General features: G+C 67.6%; 15 protein-coding genes. 9 read left to right on the plus strand and 6 right to left on the minus strand.

The annotated features are described in order from the left end of the window. Window positions 1-11: 11 nt before the first annotated feature. Complete coding sequence (locus ABQY64_RS00590) at window positions 12-1,028, minus strand: class 1 fructose-bisphosphatase (RefSeq protein ID WP_047126451.1); 1,017 nt, start codon at window positions 1,026-1,028, stop codon at window positions 12-14. Window positions 1,029-1,294: 266 nt separating this feature from the next. Beyond that, on the minus strand, window positions 1,295-2,497 hold the full coding sequence (locus tag ABQY64_RS00595; RefSeq protein WP_016903903.1) for an amino acid aminotransferase: 1,203 nt from the start codon (window positions 2,495-2,497) through the stop codon (window positions 1,295-1,297). Window positions 2,498-2,654: 157 nt separating this feature from the next. Between ABQY64_RS00595 and ABQY64_RS00600 the strand changes: the two genes are divergently transcribed. The 4 genes from ABQY64_RS00600 to ABQY64_RS00615 all read left to right on the plus strand — a co-directional run bounded on the left by ABQY64_RS00600 (window position 2,655) and on the right by ABQY64_RS00615 (window position 6,429). Then, complete coding sequence (locus ABQY64_RS00600) at window positions 2,655-4,793, plus strand: TonB-dependent receptor (protein WP_349779625.1); 2,139 nt, start codon at window positions 2,655-2,657, stop codon at window positions 4,791-4,793. A 135-nt stretch (window positions 4,794-4,928) separates the two neighbouring features. Beyond that, window positions 4,929-5,228 carry a hypothetical protein gene (locus ABQY64_RS00605; protein WP_349779673.1) on the plus strand — a complete coding sequence of 100 codons (300 nt, stop codon included), beginning with the start codon at window positions 4,929-4,931 and terminating at the stop codon, window positions 5,226-5,228. A 125-nt stretch (window positions 5,229-5,353) separates the two neighbouring features. Continuing rightward, on the plus strand, window positions 5,354-5,734 hold the full coding sequence (locus ABQY64_RS00610) for a cupin domain-containing protein (protein WP_003487955.1): 381 nt from the start codon (window positions 5,354-5,356) through the stop codon (window positions 5,732-5,734). A 203-nt stretch (window positions 5,735-5,937) separates the two neighbouring features. Beyond that, on the plus strand, window positions 5,938-6,429 hold the full coding sequence (locus ABQY64_RS00615) for a hypothetical protein (protein ID WP_349779626.1): 492 nt from the start codon (window positions 5,938-5,940) through the stop codon (window positions 6,427-6,429). A gap of 324 nt (window positions 6,430-6,753) precedes the next feature. Here the strand turns inward: ABQY64_RS00615 and ABQY64_RS00620 are convergent, their stop codons facing one another. Next, window positions 6,754-8,643 (minus strand): sigma-54-dependent Fis family transcriptional regulator, encoded by a 1,890-nt coding sequence (locus ABQY64_RS00620; RefSeq protein WP_349779627.1) that lies wholly within the window; start codon window positions 8,641-8,643, stop codon window positions 6,754-6,756. Window positions 8,644-8,881: 238 nt separating this feature from the next. On the opposite strand from ABQY64_RS00620, the gene adh reads away from it, so the two are divergent. The 3 genes from adh to ABQY64_RS00635 all read left to right on the plus strand — a co-directional run bounded on the left by adh (window position 8,882) and on the right by ABQY64_RS00635 (window position 11,992). Further along, complete coding sequence (adh, locus tag ABQY64_RS00625; RefSeq protein WP_349779628.1) at window positions 8,882-10,411, plus strand: aldehyde dehydrogenase; 1,530 nt, start codon at window positions 8,882-8,884, stop codon at window positions 10,409-10,411. A gap of 135 nt (window positions 10,412-10,546) precedes the next feature. Then, window positions 10,547-11,575: an alcohol dehydrogenase AdhP gene (adhP, locus tag ABQY64_RS00630; RefSeq protein ID WP_349779629.1), complete on the plus strand. Its 1,029-nt coding sequence runs from the start codon at window positions 10,547-10,549 to the stop codon at window positions 11,573-11,575. A 21-nt stretch (window positions 11,576-11,596) separates the two neighbouring features. Further along, window positions 11,597-11,992: a DUF779 domain-containing protein gene (locus ABQY64_RS00635; protein ID WP_102583418.1), complete on the plus strand. Its 396-nt coding sequence runs from the start codon at window positions 11,597-11,599 to the stop codon at window positions 11,990-11,992. A gap of 49 nt (window positions 11,993-12,041) precedes the next feature. Here ABQY64_RS00635 and ABQY64_RS00640 read toward each other — a convergent pair whose 3' ends face one another. Further along, the gene (locus ABQY64_RS00640) at window positions 12,042-12,221 is read right to left on the minus strand and encodes a hypothetical protein (RefSeq protein ID WP_039529303.1); all 180 of its coding nucleotides are present in this window, start codon (window positions 12,219-12,221) and stop codon (window positions 12,042-12,044) included. Window positions 12,222-12,375: 154 nt separating this feature from the next. On the opposite strand from ABQY64_RS00640, the gene ABQY64_RS00645 reads away from it, so the two are divergent. Both ABQY64_RS00645 and ligD read left to right on the plus strand, forming a co-directional pair. Next, the gene (locus tag ABQY64_RS00645; RefSeq protein WP_349779630.1) at window positions 12,376-13,335 is read left to right on the plus strand and encodes a Ku protein; all 960 of its coding nucleotides are present in this window, start codon (window positions 12,376-12,378) and stop codon (window positions 13,333-13,335) included. A gap of 9 nt (window positions 13,336-13,344) precedes the next feature. Next, a complete protein-coding gene (gene ligD, locus ABQY64_RS00650) occupies window positions 13,345-16,122 on the plus strand; it encodes a non-homologous end-joining DNA ligase (protein WP_349779631.1) in 2,778 nt (925 codons plus the stop codon). A gap of 362 nt (window positions 16,123-16,484) precedes the next feature. Here ligD and lldD read toward each other — a convergent pair whose 3' ends face one another. Continuing rightward, window positions 16,485-17,645, minus strand: coding sequence for an FMN-dependent L-lactate dehydrogenase LldD (lldD, locus tag ABQY64_RS00655; protein WP_104596901.1), 1,161 nt, complete (start codon window positions 17,643-17,645; stop codon window positions 16,485-16,487). A gap of 136 nt (window positions 17,646-17,781) precedes the next feature. Next, entirely contained in the window at window positions 17,782-18,348 is a 567-nt protein-coding gene (locus ABQY64_RS00660) for an isoprenylcysteine carboxylmethyltransferase family protein (protein ID WP_104596907.1), read from the minus strand. Window positions 18,349-18,368 lie beyond the last annotated feature (20 nt).

Genomic DNA, 18,368 nt, shown 5'->3' on the forward strand with positions numbered 1-18,368 from the left:
TATACCAGAGTCTAGCCCTGCGCCTTATCGAACTCCACGTGATAGCGCGTGGCCTCACTCACTTCGTTTTTCGACCCCAAGAACACCGGCACGCGCTGATGCAGCTGTGTCGGCTGGAGGTCCAGGATGCGCTCGCGCCCGGTGGTGGCCGCGCCGCCGGCCTGTTCCACCAGCATGCTCATCGGGTTGGCTTCGTACATCAGGCGCAGCTTGCCCGGCTTGGACGCGTCCTTCTTGTCCCAGGGGTAGATGAAGATGCCGCCGCGGGTGAGGATGCGGTGCACGTCGGCGACCATGCTGGCGATCCAGCGCATGTTGAAGTCCTTGCCGCGGGTGCCGTCCTTGCCGGCCAGCAGGTCGCTGACGTAGGACTGCATGGCCGGTTCCCAATGGCGCTGGTTGGACATGTTGATGGCGTATTCGGCGGTGTCTTCGGGCACGCGCATGTTGGCCTGGGTCAGCAGGAAGCTGCCTTCCTCGCGCTCCAGGGTGAAGGCGTGGGTACCGTGGCCGAGCGTGAGCACCAGCATCGTGCTGGGGCCGTAGATGCAGTAGCCGGCGGCAACCTGCTGGGTGCCAGGCTGCAGGAAGTGCTCGTCGCCGGGTTTTTCGGTGCCCTTGGGCGCGCGCAGCACCGAGAAGATGGTGCCCACCGAGACGTTGACGTCGATGTTGGAGCTGCCGTCCAGAGGATCGAACAGCAGCAGGAAATCGCCGCTGGGGTACTGGTCGGGCACTGGCTGGCTGTGATCCATTTCTTCCGACGCGCACGCGGCCAGGTGGCCGCCCCAGGCATTGGCTTCGAGCAGGATGTCGTTGCTGAGCACGTCGAGCTTCTTCTGCGCCTCGCCCTGCACGTTGCCGGTGCCGGCATCGCCAAGCACGCCGCCCAGGGCGCCCTTGCTCACGGCGATGGAAATGCGCTTGCAAGCGCGCGAGACGATGGTGATCAGCTGGCGCAATTCCGGGTCGATACGGCCGGCGTGTTGCTCTTCGATCAGGAAGCGGGTCAGCGAGGGACGCGACATGGGAGCGGGCAGCCTGTGTAGGAAGTGGTCGGCCATTGTCGCCATTGCGCCGTTAGATTTCGATCACTGGATGCGCGTTTTGCAGCAAACCTGATCGAACATGCGCGAATGTGGTGTCCAAGACTAGGGTTGCCGACATGTACCATGCGGCCTTGGCGCAGCTCTGCACACGCGCAAGGGCGGCGAACAACCACAAAAAAACCGGGAGGCTGGCGCGCTCCCGGTTTGCCGGCGTCGGCCGCGTTGGCCGATCGCGCTGCGCTCGCTTACATGCGGCTGACGGTGGCCACGGCCTGTGCCACGTAGTCCAGGTTGCGCTGGCTCAGCGCGGCCACGCAGATACGGCCAGTGCCGACGGCGTAGATCGCGAATTCCTCGCGCAGGCGGTCCACCTGCGTTCTGGTCAGGCCCGAGTACGAGAACATGCCCGCCTGGCGCTGGATGAACTCGAACTCCGGCGCGCCCAGCGTGGCCAGCTTGGCCACCAGGCCCGCGCGCAGGGCGTGGATGCGCTCGCGCATCTCGGTCAGCTCCTGCTCCCACAGATCGCGCAGCTCCGGGCTGGTCAGCACACCGGCCACCAGCGCGGCGCCGTGCGTGGACGGGCTGGAGTAGATCGTGCGGATGATGCGCTTGACCTGCGACTGCACGGCCTTGGCTTCGGCCGCAGTGGCCGAGACCACCGACAGCGCGCCCACGCGCTCGCCATATAGCGAGAACGACTTGGAGTACGAGCTGGCGACCACGTAGCTGTCGATGCCTTCGGCAGCGAGCAGACGCACCGCATACGCATCGGCCTCGATGCCCTTGTCAAAGCCCTGGTAGGCGATGTCGACGAACGGGAACAGGTTGCGTTCCTTCAACAGCCCGGCTACCTGCTTCCACTGCTCCTTGCTCAGGTCCGCGCCGGTCGGGTTGTGGCAGCAGGCGTGCAGCAGCACCACGGTGCCCGGTTCGAGTTTTGCCAGGTCGGCGAGCATGCCGTCGAAGTTCAGCCCATGGCTGGCGGCATCGAAATAGGTGTAGTCCACGACCTCGAAGCCGGCCGCGCCGAACACCGCGCGATGGTTTTCCCAGCTCGGGTTGCTGATGGCGATGGTGGAGGTGGGCAGCAGCTTCTTGAGCAGGTCCGCGCCCACGCGCAAGGCGCCGCTGCCGCCGACGGTCTGCGAGGTCGCCACGCGGCCGGAGGCCACCAGCGCCGACTCGGCGCCGAACAGCAGCTCCTGGGTGGCCTTGTCGTAGGCGGCCAGGCCGTCGATGGGCAGGTAGCCGCGCGGTTTGGCGTCCAGCGCGAGCTGCTGCTCGATCTTGTGCACGGCGCGCAACAGCGGGATGCGCCCGTTTTCGTCGTAATAGATGCCCACGCCCAGGTTGACCTTGTTGGGGCGGCTGTCGGCGTTGTAGGCCTCGGTCAGGCCCAGGATGGGGTCGCCTGGAACCTGTTCCACGTTTGCAAAGAAGGACACGGCATGACTCGCTGAAGGACGAAAGAGTGAGGGACTTCCGGGATGCTCGGCCGCGGCTGGGCCAAACCACTTCATCGTAGCAGCCCATGGCCGGCGTAGCATGCTTCGTTCCGTACGCAACGATGCGGCCACAGTACGGATGAGGGACACTACGCCCATGCCCAGACTTACCTTGTTGGCCGCCGCCTGCGGCCTGTTCGCCACGAGCGCCGCGCCGCACGTCCTGGCCGCCGATCCGGCGCCGCCCGCCTCCACACCGATCCAGCGATTGCCCACCGTGCAGGTGGACGCCGCACGCGTGCGCGGGGTGGACGACTTCGACCTGCCGGCCTCCTTCACCGTGGTGGCGGCCGATGCCGACAACCGCCGCGGCGCGCAGGTGTCCGAGCTGCTGGACGGCATCCCCGGCCTGGTGGCGCGCGATCGCCAGAACTACGCGCAGGACACCCAGCTGTCGATCCGCGGCTTCGGCGCGCGCTCCACCTTCGGCGTGCGCGGCGTGCGCCTGCTGGTCGACGGCATCCCGGCCAGCATGCCCGACGGCCAGGGCCAGCTCTCGCATTTCAACGTGCTGGGCGCCGAGCGGGTGGAAGTGCTGCGCGGGCCGTTTTCGGCGCTGTACGGCAACTCCTCCGGCGGCGTGCTGCAGCTGTGGAGCGCCGACGGCGCGCCGGGCGACCCATGGCGGCTGCGCGCCACATACGGCAGCAATGCCACCGTCAACACGGGTGCGCAATTGCTCGGCCAGCAGGGCGCGGTGCACTACAACCTGGCCGCCAATCATTTCGAAACCGACGGCTTCCGCGCCCATAGCCGTGCAAAGCGCGATTCGGTCAACGCCAAGCTCGGCTTCGATCTGGCCGAGGGCCGCCGGCTGGACCTGGTGCTCAACTATCTGGACGCACCCGACGCGCAGGACCCGCTCGGCCTGACCCGCGCGCAGTTCAATGCCGACCCGGTGCAGGCCACGGCGGTGGCCACCCAGTTCAACACCCGCAAATCGGTGCGCCAGTCGCAGGCCGGCGCCATCTTCACCCAGCAGTTCGACAGCCAGACGCTGCGGCTGATGGCCTACGGCGGGCAGCGCAGCGTGGAGCAGTTCCTGGCGATCCCGGTGGCAGTGCAGCGCAACCCGCTGCATTCGGGCGGGGTGATCGATCTGGACAGCAATTACGAGGGCGCCGATGCGCGCTGGGCCTGGCAGGGCGAGGCGCTGGGCCGGCCGTTGCAGCTGACCGTGGGCGCGAACGTCGATCGCCAGCGCCAGCACCGCACCGGTTACGAAAACTTCGTCGGCGACACGCTGGGCGTCAAGGGCGCGCTGCGCCGCAACCAGCGCGACCAGGTCGAGAACGTGGACCAGTTTGCGCAGGCGTGGTGGCAGTGGAGCCAGCGCTGGTCGGCGCTGCTGGGCGTGCGGCATAGCCAGGTGCGCTTCGACTCGGACGATCACTACATCCTCGGGCGCAACCCCGACGACAGCGGCCAGCGCGATTATTCGGCAACCACGCCGGTGGCCGGCATCGTGTTTCGTGCCGCCGAGGACCTGCGTTTCTACGCCTCGGTCGGGCGCGGTTTCGAAACGCCCACCTTCAACGAGCTGGGTTATCGCAGCGATGGCGGCGCCGGCCTGGCGCTGGATCTGGGCGCGGCGACCAGCCGCAATTATGAGATCGGCAGCAAGTGGCGAGCGCAGAGCGGCGCAGCGGTGGAAGTGGCGCTGTTCCGCGCCGACACCGACGACGAACTGGCCGTGGCCAGCAACACCAATGGGCGCAGCACCTATCGCAACATCGGTGCCACCCGCCGCCAGGGCGCGGAGCTGAGCTGGAATCAACCGGTGGGCACCACCCAGCAGCTGCAGCTGGCCTACACCTTCGTCGATGCCACCGTGCGCGATGGCTACCTCACCTGCGCCAGCAGCGGCTGCGCCACGCCCACCGCACCGGTGGCCAGCGGCGCGCGCCTGCCGGGCGTGCCGCGCCAGCAGCTGTTCGCGCGCTGGCAGTGGCAGCCGCTGCAATGGCAGTTCGCCGCCGAAACGGTGGCCTCCGACGCCACCGTGGTCAACGACATGGCCACCGAGCGCGCGCCCGGCTACGCGCTGGTCAACCTGGAAGCCTCCCGGCGCTGGACCACCACGCTGGGCGGGCTGCGCACCTTCGCCCGCATCGACAATGCGCTGGACCGGCACTACATCGGCTCGGTGATCGTCAACGACGGCAATGGGCGCTATTACGAACCCGGTCCGGACCGCACCTACACGGTCGGCCTGCAATGGGATTTCGGCGGCTGAGCCGTCAATGGGCGGTGCGTGCACACCACCGCCCACACCGCCCGTAGGAGCGCACCCGGGCGCGACAAAGCCATCCCGCCAACGCACGGTCTGCCATCGCACGCCACACCTATGACCACCACACCAGGGCCCACCATGATGGTCATCGATCACGCCCCCGCAGGCTGGTTTCTCCTGCGCGCGGACAACCGCTACTGGCTGGACATCAACTGCACGATCTCGGCCACCGGCTTCTCGCTTCTGCTGGCGTTGAACGCAACCGAGCAGGCCGACGTGCTGGCAGACGGGCATGCCGCCTGCGCACGGCTGGCCGCACAGGTGCAATGGCGGCCGCACGATTTTGCCGCGCGTGATGCCAGCGCCAGTCACGGTGCGCAGGTCATCGCAGCGGTGCGGGCGTGGCGCGCGGCAGACGCCCGCAACGCGCGCGCATGAACCCATCGCGCCGGGCAAACCGCTTGCGCTGTTCGCCACGCGCACCTGCAATGCTCCGCATTGATGCAGCGGTGACTGCCGGTGATGCGATGCACTAAGCTTGCAAGCGCATTCCCCGCACAAGGATGTTTCCGTTGAACACGCGCTACGCCCCGATCGATTTCAGCGACAAGCTCGCCCTGCTGTCGCAGCACTGGTCCCCGCGTGTCGTCGCGGAAATGAACGACTACCAGTTCAAACTGGTCAAGCTGCAAGGTGCGTTCGTGTGGCATCGGCATGCGGACACGGACGAGGTGTTCATCGTGCTGGACGGCAACATGACCATCGAGTTTCGCGACGGCGTGGTGGCGCTGTCGGCCGGGCAGATGCACGTGGTGCCCAAGGGGGTCGAACACCGCCCGGCGGCGGAGCACGAATGCAGCGTGCTGCTGGTCGAGCCGCGCGGCGTGGTCAATACCGGCGATGCGGGCGGCGCATACACCGCAGACAACGACGTTTGGATCTGATCGCTGCGCCCGGCGCCCGGCGCGCGGGTGCTGGCGGCATCGGTTTGCATCCACGCAGCCACTCCTGCATGGCGGGTTATTGCAAACACCGAGCTGCGTAGGGTGCACCTGGTCCTGCACGGCATCGCTGCAACGCCTGCGGCCAGCCGTTCGTGCGCTGCGTGCTAGGCTCGGTGTTCCGCACACAACGCATGGAGCATGGGATGACATTCCTGCACGTGGTGTCGGTTGCGGCGTTCGGCGCGACCAGTCTCTTGAGCGGCACCATCGCCAATGCCGCTGCATCTTCTGAACCAGGCACGCTGCAGGTAACGCGGACCTTTCCGGCCGATAGCCCGGCCGTGGCGCAGGTGCATCGCTGGTTGCTGGCGCAGCCGTCCAGGCAACAGCGGCCGGCAAGTGCCGCCAAGCTAGGCCAGCTGCGCACCAGTTACCGCACTCAGGCGCCAGCTGCCAGCGGGCGTGCAGACCTGACCAGTAGCGAGGTGGCCTTCCCGGAACATGGTCAGCCTGGCGATACGGTCGCCATCGACGCATGTGGCGCGGGGATGCGCTATCACTGGACGTATCGGTGGACTGCGGCATCGGCCACAGCGGGTTGGCAGTTGCAGTCCTATCACCTGAGAAACGTGCAGGACTGCGCTGCTGCCATGGCCGATCCCGACGTCTTCAAGCCGACTGCACCGCGCGGCTGAGGTGCGTGCGCACGGTGTGCAGGTCACCCGTCGCGCTCCACGGCGGCAATGCGGTCGCTGCCTGCAGCGATCGCGATGGCGGGCGGAAGTCCAGGCACTTTGAGAGGAATGGCATAGTAAGGTTCTGTACCCGCAGACTCCCTACTTGATGTGCAATGTGAGAGGGCGTTGGTCAGCGGCGGTAATGCGCCGAGCTGGCTCGCGTCGTGGTTTCCCGTTGCCTGCACGCCACCGTTTGCGTCAAGGAATACAGCATGACGCACGCCGGCACTGACGGGGGCCGCGAGGGGTTTTGGCGGTGGGCATGCGCATCCGCGCCCGGTGTCAGGCCCGTTGCGGGCCGAGCCGGCGATACAGCGTGCTGCGGCTGATGCCGAGCCGGCGTGCCGCCTGCGCGACGTTGCCGCCGCAGGCGTCCAGCGCCTGCCGCATCGCCGCCTGCGCCAGCTGCTCCAGGCTATCGGCCGGTGCCGGTGCCGGTGCCGGTGCGGCACCGGCTAGCGCCGACACTGCGGTCCGGGTGGCGAGGTAGCCCGGCAGCGCGTCGCGGTCGATGCACTCGCCGGGTTCGCTCAGCGCCACCAGCGTGCGCAGGCAGGCCGAGAGCTGGCGCAGGTTGCCCGGCCAGTCGTAGTCGGCCAGAACCCGCAGCGCGTCGCTGCTGAGCCGGCGGCCCTGGCCCAGGCGTTGCCACAGCTCCTGCACCAGCAGCGGGCGGTCTGCGTGCGCGCGCAGCGCCGGCAGCGCCACCGCATGATGGGCGATGCGGTAGTACAGGTCGGCGCGGAAGCGGCCGTCGGCGATCGCCGCTTGCAGGTCCTGGTGGGTGGCGCAGATCAGCGCGAAGTCCAGCCGCACCGGCTTGCCGCCACCCAGCGGCGACAGTTCGCGCTCCTGCAGCACGCGCAGCAGCCGCGGTTGCAGCGCCAGCGGCATATCGCCGATCTCGTCGAGAAACAGCACCCCGCCCTCGGCCTGGCGCAGCAGCCCCGGGCTGCCGTGCTTGCGCGCCCCGGTGAAGGCGCCGTCCTCGTAGCCGAACAGCTCGGCCTCGATCAGACCCTCGGGCAGCGCGGCGCAGTTCACCGCGACGAACGGGCGGCCGGCGCGCGTGCAGCGGCGGTGCAGCTCGCGCGCGAACACCTCCTTGCCGGTGCCGGTCTCGCCCTGCACCAGCACCGGCAGCTCGGCATCCAGCACCCGGCAGGCGCGCCCGAGCAGGCGCTCGATCTCGGCCTCGAACAGCGGCGCGTCGCGGTCACCGTCCTGGCGGGCGGCCGAGACCGTGATCGGTGGCTGCGTGGCGCGCCGGCGCGGCCGCGCGTCGCCGCGCTCGTCCACGCGCCCGTACAGGGCGCGGCCCTGGCGATCGAACAGGGCGCCGTCGTGGCGCAGCCGGGTCAGCGGCTCCTCGAACAGCGCGTCGTAGCGCGCGCGCCCCAGTTCATGGCGCTCCAGCCCGAACAGCTGCAGGCCGGCGCGGTTGGCTGCCACCAGGCGCCCGCCGCGGAATGCCAGCAGGCCCTCGCGCGCGGTGCCGAGCAGGGCCGGGTCGTGGTGCACGCGCAGCAGTTCGCAATCGGCGATGCCGTCGTCGAAGTAGCGGTGCTCGATGCTGGCGACTGCGCGCCGCGCCAGTCCCAGCGCGTGGATGTGCTGCAGACGCGCGTCGCCGGAGATGTCGAGCACGCCCACCAGCTGCCCGTAAGGGTCGAAGATCGGTGCCGCGGCACAGCTGAGGATGCCGTGCGGGGCGAGGTAGTGCTCGCCGCCGCGGACCTCGATCGAGCGGCTCTCCACGATCGCGGTGCCGATGGCATTGGTGCCGAACACGCTCTCGCTCCAACAGGCGCCGGGCATCAGTGCCACCCGCCCGGCGCGCTCGAGGAATCCGGTGCTGCCCTCGGCATCGAGGATCCAGCCAGCCTCGTCGGTGAGCAGCACGACGCTACCGGTGGCCGCTGCGTCGGCCGACAGCCCTTCCAGCTCGGCGCGTGCGCGCCGCCACAGGGTCTCGTGGCGTTCGCGCATCTCGCGCAGGCGTGCGGCGCTGACCGGTTCGATCGCCGGTGCAGCCTCGGCGGCCAGGCCCTGGCGCTGGCAGCGTCGCCACGACTGCAGGATCGCGTCCGGTACCTGCCCGGCCGGCATCGCGCCGCGCTCGAAGAACGAGCGCCGCGCGCGGCCCAGCTGCTGCTCCGTCGACATCGCCATCCGCCACCTCGTGTCGCAATCTGCGACAGCCCAGAAGATCACTGTCGCGATAAACACCATGTTTGCGGACACAGCGCAAGCGCCGCGCGTGATGCGCCGCAGCGAAGACCGCAACCATCGGTCGCACCTGCGGCGTGATCGGGCTGACGCAGTGCAGCAGGCAAAACCTGGCATCGCCCTTGCGTGACAACGGGGACGCCCGTCACGGGCTTCCTCCCATGTACCGCAGGAGACACCGATGAATGCCGTCACATCCGCCAAGCCGCTGAACACCGACCCGCAGTCCATCTTCAAACCGCGCTATGACAACTTCATCGGCGGCAAGTGGGTGGCGCCGCACAGCGGCCAATACTTCGACAACACCACGCCGATCAACGGCAAGGTGTTCACCTCGATCGCGCGCTCCAACGCACAGGACATCGAAGCCGCGCTGGATGCCGCGCACGCGGCCAAGGACGCCTGGGGCAAGGCCTCCACCACCGAGCGCTCCAATGTGCTGCTCAAGATCGCCGACCGCATCGAGCAGAATCTGGAATTGCTCGCCCATGCCGAGACCTGGGACAACGGCAAGCCGGTGCGCGAGACGCTCAATGCCGATGTGCCGTTGTGCGTGGATCACTTCCGCTATTTCGCCGGCGCCATCCGCGCGCAGGAAGGTGGCATCTCCGAGATCGACAGCGACACCATCGCCTATCACTTCCACGAGCCGCTCGGCGTGGTCGGGCAGATCATTCCGTGGAACTTCCCGCTGCTGATGGCGTGCTGGAAACTGGCACCGGCGCTGGCCGCCGGCAACTGCGTGGTGATGAAGCCGGCCGAGCAGACACCGGCCTCGATCCTGGTGTTGATGGAAGTCATCGGCGACCTGTTGCCGCCGGGCGTGCTCAACGTGGTCAACGGCTTCGGGCTTGAGGCCGGCAAGCCGCTGGCCAGCAACCCGCGCATCGCCAAGATCGCCTTCACCGGTGAAACCACCACCGGCCGGCTGATCATGCAATACGCCAGCCAGAACCTGATCCCGGTGACGCTGGAGCTGGGCGGCAAGTCGCCCAACATCTTCTTTGCCGATGTCATGGCCGAAGACGACGATTTTCTCGACAAGGCGGTGGAAGGCTTCGTGCTGTTCGCCTTCAACCAGGGCGAGGTGTGTACCTGCCCGTCGCGCGCGCTGATCCAGGAATCGATCTACGAGAAGTTCATGGAAAAGGCGCTGGCGCGCGTGGCCGCGATCAAGCAGGGCAACCCGCTCGATCCCAACACCATGGTTGGCGCGCAGGCCTCCAGCGAGCAGCTGGAAAAGATCCTGTCCTATATCGACATCGGCAAGCAGGAGGGCGCGCAGGTGTTGATCGGCGGCGAACGCAATACGCTCGATGGTGAGCTGGCCGGGGGCTTCTACGTCAAGCCGACGGTGTTCAAGGGCCACAACAAGATGCGCGTGTTCCAGGAAGAAATCTTCGGGCCGGTGGTGTCGGTGACCACCTTCAAGGACGAGGCCGAAGCGCTGGCGATCGCCAACGACACGCTGTACGGCCTGGGTGCCGGTGTGTGGAGTCGTGATGCGTCGCGCCTGTATCGCATGGGCCGCGCGATCCAGGCCGGGCGCGTGTGGACCAACTGCTACCACGCCTATCCGGCGCATGCCGCGTTCGGCGGCTACAAGCAGTCGGGCATCGGCCGCGAGAATCACAAGATGATGCTCGACCATTACCAGCAGACCAAGAACCTGTTGGTGAGCTATTCGCCCAAGGCGCTGGGCTTCTTCTGACACCCATGCCGGTCGCGCTCGTGCGCGGCGACGATCGGCTGGCACCGCGCGTGCGCGCCGCGGCTTTGACCTCGATCAAGGCCCCGGTTGCGGCCCGGGGCTAAGGTTCCTCAACGACAGCGACAGGAGTGCAATGTGGACAAGACGATGAAAGCTGCAGTGGTACGCGAGTTCGGCAAGCCTCTGGTGATCGAGGAGGTGGAGGTGCCGCGCCCGGCCGCCGGCGACATCCTGGTCAAGATCGAAGCCTGTGGCGTCTGCCACACCGACCTGCACGCCGCCGAAGGCGACTGGCCGGTCAAGCCGAACCCGCCGTTCATTCCCGGCCACGAAGGTGTTGGCCACGTGGTGGCGGTCGGCGAAGGCGTCAAGCACATCAAGGAAGGCGACCGCGTCGGCATCCCGTGGCTGTACTCGGCCTGCGGGCGTTGCGAGCACTGCCTGGGTGGCTGGGAAACCCTGTGCGAGGCGCAGCAGAACAGTGGCTACTCGGTCAACGGCGGCTTCGCGCAGTACGCGCTGGCCAATGCGGACTACGTCGGGCATCTGCCCAAGGGCATCGGCTTCGTCGAGGTCGCGCCGATCCTGTGCGCGGGCGTCACCGTCTACAAGGGCCTGAAGGTCACCGATACCAAGCCGGGTCAGTGGGTGGTGATTTCCGGCATCGGCGGGCTCGGCCATATGGCAGTGCAATATGCCAAGGCGATGGGACTGAACGTAGCCGCCGTGGATGTGGACGACGCCAAGCTGGCACTGGCCAGGCGTCTGGGCGCCACGGTGACGGTCAATGCGCGCACCACCGATCCGGTGGCGTACCTGAAGAAGGAAATCGGCGGCGCACACGGCGCGTTGGTCACCGCGGTGTCGCCCAAAGCGTTCGAGCAGGCGATCGGCATGGTGCGGCGTGGCGGCACGGTGTCGCTCAACGGCCTGCCACCGGGCCAGTTCCCGCTGGACATCTTCGGCATGGTGCTCAATGGCGTGACCGTACGCGGCTCGATCGTCGGCACCCGGCTGGACCTGCAGGAGTCACTGGCCTTCGCCGAGCAGGGCAAGGTTGCGGCGACCGTAGCCACCGACACCCTGGACAACATCAACGACGTGTTCGCGCGCATGCACGCCGGAACGATCGAGGGGCGTATCGTGCTCGACATGGCGGCCTGACCGCGCCGCAGGAGGCAGACGATGCAGGGCACCACCACGCAGACAGACCCGCCGTTGCAGGTGATGGCCACGCTGGCGGCGTTGCAGCTGATCGATACGCTGCGCGCACGCCACGGCGATGTGCTGTTCCATCAATCCGGTGGCTGCTGCGATGGCTCCTCGCCGATGTGTTTCCCGGTGGGCGACTTCATCGTCGGCGACCGCGACGTGCTGCTGGGCGAGATCGGCGGCGCGCCGTTCTACATCAGCCCCTCGCAGTTCGAATACTGGAAGCACACCCAGCTGATCATCGATGTGGTGCCGGGGCGCGGTGGCATGTTCTCGCTGGAAAACGGCGAGGGCGTGCGCTTTCTGGTGCGCTCGCGCCTGTTTGCCGACGAGGAGTTCGCCCGGTTGCAGCGGGCAGGCCGGGCGTAACCCGGGCCCGCCTGGCTGTGCTGCCGGGCGGGGCATCAGCCGGCTGGTTTCAGCGGTCTGCCACGGTCGACGGCGCGGTGCCGGGCTTCTTGGCCGGGGTGTCGCCATCGGCGGGAACCAACGTATCTGGCGCATCGCCGGCGCCGCGGTCCTCGTAATGTTCGGCATCGCGCTTGCCGTGCTGTTCGCCCGGCTGGGTCGGTTGGTCGCGCAGTGGGTCGCGGGACATGCGGTGCTCCTGGTCATCGGGATGGATGCGCAGTTCACCGCGCGCCTAGTGAAGGGGGCGCAGTGGCAGCTGCAGACGCACGGCTCACGCATGGATCACGGTGGCCGCGCTACAGCTATGGGTTAACTCACACAACACCCGGAGTCACACGCCGATGGCACGACCGATCTGGACCGGAACGCTCTCGTTCGGCTTGCTCAATGTGCCGGTGTCGTTGATGTCGGGCGAGCGCAAGGTGGATCTGCATTTCCGCATGCTCGATTCGCGCGACAAGAAGCCGATCCGCTTCGAGCGCGTCAACGCCGACACCGGCGATGAGGTGCCGTGGAAGGAGATCGTCAAGGCGTTTGAGTACGACAAGGGCAGCTATGTCATCGTCGAAGAGCAGGACATCCGCTCGGCCTCGCCGGAAAGCCACGAAACGGTGGAGGTGGAAACCTTTGTCGACGCCGCCGATATCGACCCGCGCTATTTCGAAAAGCCCTACATCCTGGTGCCGGGCAAGAAGGCCGAAAAAGGCTATGTGCTGCTGCGCGAGACGCTGCGCGACACCGGCAAGGTGGGTATTGCCAAGGTGGTCATCCGCACGCGCGAATACCTGGCCGCGGTGATGCCGCAGGGCGATGCGTTGATTCTGCTGCTGCTGCGCTACCAGCAGGAAGTGGTGGACCCGCAGGACTTCAAGCTGCCGGCCGGCGCGGTGGGCGAGTACCGCATCACGCCCAAGGAACAGGAGATGGCCAAGCAGCTGATCGAGTCGATGTCCGGCACCTGGCAGCCGGAGGATTACCACGACGAATTCCGCGGCAAGCTCGAGCAGATCCTGCGCAAGCGCATCCAGGCCAAGGGCGGCACCACCACCGTGGATGTCGAGCCGCCGCCGCACGAAGACGCCAGCACCAACGTGGTCGACTTCATGTCGCTGCTGCAGAAGAGCCTGCAGGCCAATACGCGTACGCCGGCCAAGAAGAGCAGCGCGCCGGCAACGGGGTCGGCCAAAAAGACCGCCACCAAGAAAGTGGCCAAGAAGGCCACCAAGAAGACCGCGGCCAAGGCCACCAAGGCCACCAAGACCACCGCCAGCAAGGCGGCACCGCGCCGCAAGGCCGGCTAGGCCCCGCCCATGTCATTGCACGATTACAACGCCAAGCGCCGCTTCGACCAGACCCCGGAGCCGGCCGGCGACACGCCGGCGCGCGCCAGCAAGCAGCCGATCTTCGTCGTGCAGTTGCATCACGCCAGCTCGCGCCATTACGACTTCCGTCTGGAGGTCGAAGGCGTGCTCAAGAGTTGGGCCGTGCCGAAGGGCCCATCGTTGCGCGTGGGCGAAAAGCGTCTGGCAGTTCAGGTGGAGGATCACCCGCTGTCGTATGCCAGCTTCCAGGGCGACATTCCGCAGGGCCATTACGGCGCCGGGCATGTGGATGTGTTCGACCACGGGCATTGGCAGTGCGACGGCGATGCGTTGGCGGCACTGGAAGCCGGCAAGCTGGAATTCGAACTGCAGGGCACGCTGCTGCGCGGCGGTTTTGCATTGGTGCGCACGCAGATGCGCGGCGGAAAACCGCAATGGCTGCTGTTCAAGCGCAGCGATGCGTACGCGGCCGATCTGGATGCCGATGCGCTGGTGGCGCAGCAGGCCGCCGGCGCATCGGCTGCTGCGGCGGCGCCGGCAACCCGTGCCAAGGCCAGCCGGGCGCGGCGCGCGCCGGCGGCAAAGGCGAGCGCCGGGGCAACTGCAGCCGGCAAACGCGCGCGCCCGGCGCGTGCGGAATCCAGGCAATGGCGTACCCGCGCCCTGGCGCTGGACGGTGCCCGCGATGCGCCATGCCCAACCGAGCTGCGCGCGCAACTGACCTTGCTGCGCGAGCAGGCGCCGGATGGCGAGCGTTGGTTGCACGAGATCAAGTGGGACGGCTACCGCCTGCTGGCCGACATGGTCGATGGCCAGGTGCAGCTGCGCTCGCGTAACGACCAGGCCTGGACGCAGCGTTTCCCGGACGTGGTGCGCGCAGTGCAGGCCCTACCGGTGCGCGATGCACGCCTGGATGGCGAGCTGGTGGTGCTGGATGCGCAGGGGCGCAGCGATTTCTCGGCATTGCAACGCGCGCTCGATGGCAGCGTCACGCAACCGCTGCGCTACATCGTGTTCGACCTGCTCGGCGTGGCCGGAGTGGATCTGCGCGACACCCCGCTGCTGCAACGCAAGCAATTGCTGCACGACGTGCTGGGCGATGTGCCGGGCACGCTGGCGTTTAGCGACCATGTGATCGGCCACGGCCCGGAGGTCTTCGCGGCCAGTGCCGGCACCGGCTGGGAAGGCATCGTCAGCAAGCTCGCCGATGCGCGGTATCGCGAAGGGCGCAGCGCCGATTGGGTCAAGACCAAGCACGAAGACAGCGATGAGTTCGTGGTGGTGGGCTACACCGATCCCAAAGGCGCGCGCAGCGGCTTCGGTGCCTTGCTGATGGCGCAGCGCGAGGGCAAGACGCTGCGTTACGTCGGGCGTGTGGGCACCGGCTTCGACGATGCCTTGCTCGGCAAGATCACCACGCTGTTGCAGGCGCTGCACAGCGACACTGCCACGCTGGAATTGCCGACGCATATCCCGGGGCGGCCACGCGATGTGCATTGGGTACGGCCGGTCCTGATCGCCGAGGTCGCCTTTCGCGGCTGGGCGAAGGAAGGCCTGCTGCGGCAGGCCGCGTTCAAGCGTCTGCGCGAGGACAAACCCATGAGCGAGTTGGGCGGCGACCGCGCCGCGCCGGGCAAGGCGCGTGCTGCAGGTAAAGGCAGTGCTGCGACAGCGACCGCCGCGCCTGCGCGCAAGGCGGCGAGTAAAAAAACGTCGAGAACGACGGTCGACGCATCCACCAGCACCGCCAGCAAGCGCGTGCGGTCGACGGCATCGAAGACGACCGCGACCTCGACATCCAAAAAGGCTGCAGCGCCCACGTCCACGGTCTCCAAATCTACGGCGTCCAAGTCCACAACATCCAAATCCAAATCCACGTCCACGTCCACGTCGACGGACGGCATCACCATCACCCATCCCGAGCGGGTGGTGTTTCCCGCAGCGGGCATCAGCAAGGGCGATGTGGCCGACTATTACCGCGCAGTGGCGCCGCTGGTGCTGGCAGAGATCGCACGCCGCCCCTTGTCGCTGCTGCGCTGCCCCGATGGCGCCGGTGGCGACTGCTTCTTCCAGAAGCACGAAGGCCGCCACCTGGGCACGCATATCAAGGCGATTCCGCTGCAGCAGAAGAGCGGCACCGAGGATTACATCTACGTCGAAGATGCCGCCGGCCTGCTCGAGCTGGTGCAGATGAACACGCTGGAGCTGCATCCCTGGGGCGCGCAGGTCGACGATGCGGAGCATCCGGATCGGCTGGTGTTCGACCTGGACCCGGGCGACGGGGTGTCCTGGGCCGACGTGGTGGCGGCCGCGCGCGACATCCGCGCCAAGCTGCGCAGTGCCGGCCTGGAGAGCGCGGTGCGCCTGTCCGGCGGCAAGGGCCTGCATGTGGTGGTGCCGATCGTGCCGGAAGCGGACTGGGAACAGGCGCGCGATTTCTGCGAGGCCTTCGCCCAGGCGCTGGCCACGCACGCCCCGGACCGCTACGTGGCCACCATGAGCAAGGCCAAGCGCCACGGCGTGATCTTCGTCGACTGGCTGCGCAATGGGCGCGGCAATACCAGCGTGTGTTCGTGGTCGCTGCGAGCACGCGAAAAGGCCACTGTCGCCGTGCCGCTGCGCTGGGAAGAACTCGGCAAGATCAGCGGCCCGGATGCCTTCCCAATGGACAAGGCCCTGCAACGGGCCAAGCGTCAGCGTGCAGATCCCTGGGAATCGGTGCTGGCGTTGCAGCAATACTTGCCCACCGGCGACGACAACCACTAAGCGCAGCCCACAAGACGACTGCGCCGCCACCAGGCGGGCGCGGTCGATACTCGGAATTGGCATGTAACGCGTACGCCGCGGCTCCTGTGCGCAGCCCGCACCGACCCGACGACTGCTCGCTACGTTCATTCGATCAGACACGCATCACGCACACAGCCTGACCAAGCACACCGACCATCTCGACAGGTCCTTGCCCGCCCACCGTCGCGGGACCTTACGCGGCATGGATGCCGCGTAAGAGCCTACATGGACGTACTTGCGGCGTGTCCCGCGACGGTGGGCGGGCAAGGGCCCTGCAGCCAAGTCGCAGACCACCCGCTCTCAGCTACCAACGCATGCCAAATCCTAAATCCCGAATCCCATCAAGGCGAGACCGCGTTCTCCCGCGTCACCCGGCTCAACGCATCGCTGCTGATCTCGGCAATCGAATGGGTGCCGGTCAGGGTCATCGCCACGCGCATCTCGCGCTCGATCAGGGTCAGCAGATTCTCCACGCCGGCCTGGCCACCGGCCGCCAGCGCATAGACGAACGCGCGCCCCAGCAGCACCGCATCGGCGCCCAGCGCCAGCATGCGCACCACGTCCAGCCCGCTGCGGATGCCCGAGTCGGCCAGGATCTTCAGCTGCCCCTTCACCGCATCGGCAATGGCCGGCAACGCGCGCGCGCTGGACAGCACGCCGTCGAGCTGGCGGCCGCCATGGTTGGACACCACGATGCCGTCGGCGCCGAAGCGCACCGCATCGCGCGCATCGTCCGGGTCCAGGATGCCCTTGATCACCATCGGCCCGGTCCAGAACTCGCGGATCCATTCCAGGTCTTTCCAGGCGATGGACGGGTCGAAATTGGCGCCCAGCCAGCCGATGTAGTCCTGCAGGCCGGTCGGGCTGCCGCGGTAAGTCGAGATATTGCCCAGATCGTGCGGGCGACCCAGCAGGCCCACGTCCCAGGCCCAGCGCGGATGCGTCACCGCCTGCAGCATGCGCCGCAGCGACGCATTGGGCCCGCTCATGCCCGAGTGCGCATCGCGGTAGCGCGCGCCCGGCGTGGGCATGTCCACGGTGAACACCAGTGTGGTCACCCCGGCCGCCTTGGCGCGCTCCAGCGCGTTGCGCATGAAGCCGCGGTCCTTGAGCACGTACAGCTGGAACCACATCGGCCGCGCGATCGCCGGCGCCACTTCCTCGATCGGGCACACCGACACCGTGGACAACGTAAACGGGATCCCGCGCGCGGCCGCCGCGCGCGCGGCCTGCACTTCGCCTCGCCGCGCATACATGCCGGTCAGCCCGACCGGCGCCAACGCCACCGGCATCGCCAGCGTCTCGCCGAACAGCTCGGTGCCCAGGCTCAGGTCCGACATGTTGCGTAGCACCCGCTGGCGCAGCGCGATATCGGCCAGATCCGTGACATTGCGCCGCAGCGTGTGCTCGGCGTAGGCGCCGCCATCGATGTAGTGGAACAGGAACGGCGGCAGGCGCGCCTGCGCGGCGGCACGGTAGTCGGAAGCGGCGGAAATGATCATCGAAGACGAACGGCAGCGGCGGGGTAGCCACTGAGTGTAAGACCATCGGTGTGGCCGGTGGACCGCTGCGCGATCTGCAGGACGCAAGCCCGGCAAGGCCCAGCGCAGTGGTGCTGCGCCGCAGCCTTATCAACTCTCACCACACCAGCGGCAGCAGGCGCCGGCTCTGCGCGGCATAGGCCGGGTAGGCAACCGGAAATGCACGCTGCAACGCGGCCTCTTCGATCCGGATGCGGTGCAGAAACGCCAACGTCACCGGCACCACGATCGCCGCCACCGACAACCCATTGCCCATGCCCAGCGCCAGCCCGTAGAACGCCATCAGCGCGCCGGTATAGGACGGGTGACGCAGCCAGTGGTATGGGCCGCTGCGTACCAGTTGGTGGTCTGACTGGATGGTCACATCCACCGTGAACCAGCGTGCCAGCACCTGGATGGCCCATACGCGCAACGCCAGCCCACTGACGATCAGGGCGCAGCCGGCCCACTGCAGCGGTGCGTACCAGCCCTGCGGCCAGCGCGCCAGCCCGCTATAGGCCAGCGCCACCGCAATGGCCACCGCCACAGACAGCACCCGCCACAGCTGCTGCAGCGTGCCCTGGTCGTGCGCGCCGCCATCGTTGGCGCGGCGACGGCGGCTGAGCAGCATTTCATAGCCTCCCCAGACCAGAGTGAGAGCGAGAAACAGACTGGAAGCAGACATGGTGTGACTCCGTGGCGATG

The sequence above is a fragment of the Xanthomonas sp. WHRI 7065 genome (assembly GCF_040203115.2).
Classification (GTDB): Bacteria; Pseudomonadota; Gammaproteobacteria; order Xanthomonadales; family Xanthomonadaceae; genus Xanthomonas; species Xanthomonas arboricola.